This is a genomic window from Methylobacterium sp. B1, from assembly GCF_000333255.1.
Taxonomy (GTDB): domain Bacteria; phylum Pseudomonadota; class Alphaproteobacteria; order Rhizobiales; family Beijerinckiaceae; genus Methylobacterium; species Methylobacterium fujisawaense.
Genome location: NZ_BACT01000066.1, coordinates 1 through 2,271, shown reverse-complemented (window position 1 = coordinate 2,271; position 2,271 = coordinate 1). Strand labels below are relative to the sequence as shown.

Here is a 2,271-nt window from a genome sequence, read left to right as displayed (position 1 = left end):
CGCGCAGGGAGGTGGCGCGGTAGGGCGCGTCGAAATTCTGGGGCAGGACGAGGCCGAACAGCAGCGCGATGCCCAGCGCCATGTCGGTGTAGCCGGAGAAGTCGAAATAGATCTGGAAGGTGAAGCCCAGCGTCGCCTGCCACGCCTCCACCACCGTGACGGCCTTGCCGGCGGCGGCGGCCTGGAACACGGGATTCACGTATTCCGCGAGCGGATCGCCGAGGAACACCTTCTTGGCCAGCCCCACCGTGAGCAGCATCAGCCCGCGGGCGAAGCGCTCGGCGGCGTCGGGCCGCGCGTAGGGCGCCTCGTCGAACTGGTGCATGATCTCGCTCCAGCGCACGAGCGGGCCGGCGAGAACCTGCGGGAAGAAGGCGATGTAGAGGGCGTATTTCACGAGCCCGAAGCTCGGCGCGCGGCCGGCCCGCAGGTCGGCGAGATACATGATGTGGTGGAAGGTGAAGAACGAGATGCCGAGCGGCAGGGCGAGGCCGAGCCGCTGCGCCTCCAGGCCGGGGATCAGGTTGGCGAGATCGGCTGCGAAATCGAGGTACTTGAACACCCCCAGGAGGGCGAGGTTGGCGGCGATGGCGACCGGGATCAGCCATCGGCCGGGCCTGTGCCGATAGAGACGGGCCACGCACCAGTTCGCCAGGATCGAGCCGGCGAGCAGCGGCACGAAGCGGACATCCCACCAGCCGTAGAACACGAAGGACAGGCCGACGAGGAGCGGCAGCCGCCACGCGGGCGCGGCGCGCGCCACCAGCCCGTGCAGGATCAGCGCGGCCGGCAGGAAGGCGAGGAGGAAGACGAAGGAGTTGAACAGCATCGGGCGAGGCGGCGCGGAGGAGCCCGGATGGGCCGCCGTTGTCTCCGAGCGGAAGGGACCGCCTTGTCGGGGATCGGGGCCGGCCCGTCAATCGCAGCCGCGCGATCGCGGCCATTCGGCAGCGCGGCGCCGCAGCGCCCCCGTCTCAGGTACAAGCGTCCCGGGTGATGCAGCCCTCTAGGTCATCCGGGCGACGCCGAGTGCCCGAGGGCCGGGCGACGTCACCCGGGTGCGGCTTCACGCTCCGCGCCGGGCCGCCTCGATGGTCAGGCCCAGCCCCACCGAACCGAACGTGTCCCCCTCCACCACCCGGGCGGCGGGCAGCGCGGCCGTGAGCGCGGCGCGCAGATGCGGCAGGCCGGTGGACCCGCCGGTCAGGAACAGGGCGTCGACCCGGTCGGCCGGCAATTCCGCCTGCGCGAGGCAGCGCGCGATCCGGGCCGCCACGGCCCGCGCGAGGTCACCGGTCTGGGCCGACAGGGTCGCGCGATCCACGGCACGGAGAGGCCGCGCTCCAGAAGCCGAGATCGAGCACCGTCGCATCCTGCTCGGAGGCCGCGATCTGGGCGCCTTCCACCGCCCCGGCCAGGGGGTGTTCGCGCTCCCCCTCCACCGCCTCGGGCAGCCGCGCGAGCAGGTCGGGCCGGGCGCCGTCGCGGATCACCTCGTCGATCTCCCGCAGGGTCTTCTGATTGTAGAGACGGTTGATCGCCGACCACGTGGCGAGGTCGTGGTAATAGGCGTTCGGCACCGCGAGGTCGCCCCGGCGCATCGGGCTTCCGAGGCCGAGGAGCGGCATCACCGTGCCGAGGCTGAGCTGACGGTCGAAATCGGTGCCGCCGATCCGCACGCCGTCATTGGCCAGGATGTCGCCGGCCCGGTCCGGCCGGCCCCGGCGCTCCGGCGCGAGGCGCACGATGGAGAAATCCGAGGTGCCGCCGCCGATATCGGCGACCAGCGCGATCTCCTCGGACCGGACCTGCCGCTCGTAGTCGAGGGCGGCCGCGATCGGCTCGTACTGGAACGAGACCTCCCGGAAGCCGACGTCGCGGGCAATGTCCCGCAGCGTGTCTTCGGCCCGGCGGTCCGCCTCCGGATCGCCATCGACGAAGTGGACCGGGCGGCCATGGACCACGCTGTCGAGGCTCTGGCCGCAGGCGGCCTCGGCGCGCTCCTTCACGGCCGTGAGATAGCGGGCGATGACGTCGCGCAGGCGCAGCCGCTGGCGGCCGACCGGTGTGGCCTCATCCATGAGCGGGGTGCCGAGGACGGATTTCAGGCCGCGCATCATCCGGCCGGACCGGCCCTCGACATAGGCCGCCGTCGCGGCCCGGCCGATGATGGGCTCCCGGCCGAGTTCGAAGAAGATCGCGCTGGGGATCGTCCGGTGCGCGCCTTCCAGGGGCAGCAGCGTCGGTCCGTCCGGGCCGTTATGCCCGAGG

General features: G+C 72.0%; 3 protein-coding genes. All 3 read right to left on the bottom strand.

Annotation, left to right across the window (positions count from 1 at the left end; translation table 11 throughout):
• A partial coding sequence (locus I53_RS01790) for an MBOAT family O-acyltransferase (RefSeq protein WP_043346017.1) occupies nt 1-829 on the bottom strand: 829 nt, incomplete at its 3' end.
• Between the two features lie 237 nt (nt 830-1,066).
• Nucleotides 1,067-1,324, bottom strand: coding sequence for a hypothetical protein (locus I53_RS36050; RefSeq protein ID WP_374701286.1), 258 nt, complete (start codon nt 1,322-1,324; stop codon nt 1,067-1,069).
• Nucleotides 1,290-2,271, bottom strand: a 982-nt coding sequence (locus I53_RS01785; protein ID WP_374701285.1) for an Hsp70 family protein, incomplete at its 5' end; no start/stop codon positions are given. The genes I53_RS01785 and I53_RS36050, both read right to left, overlap by 35 nt.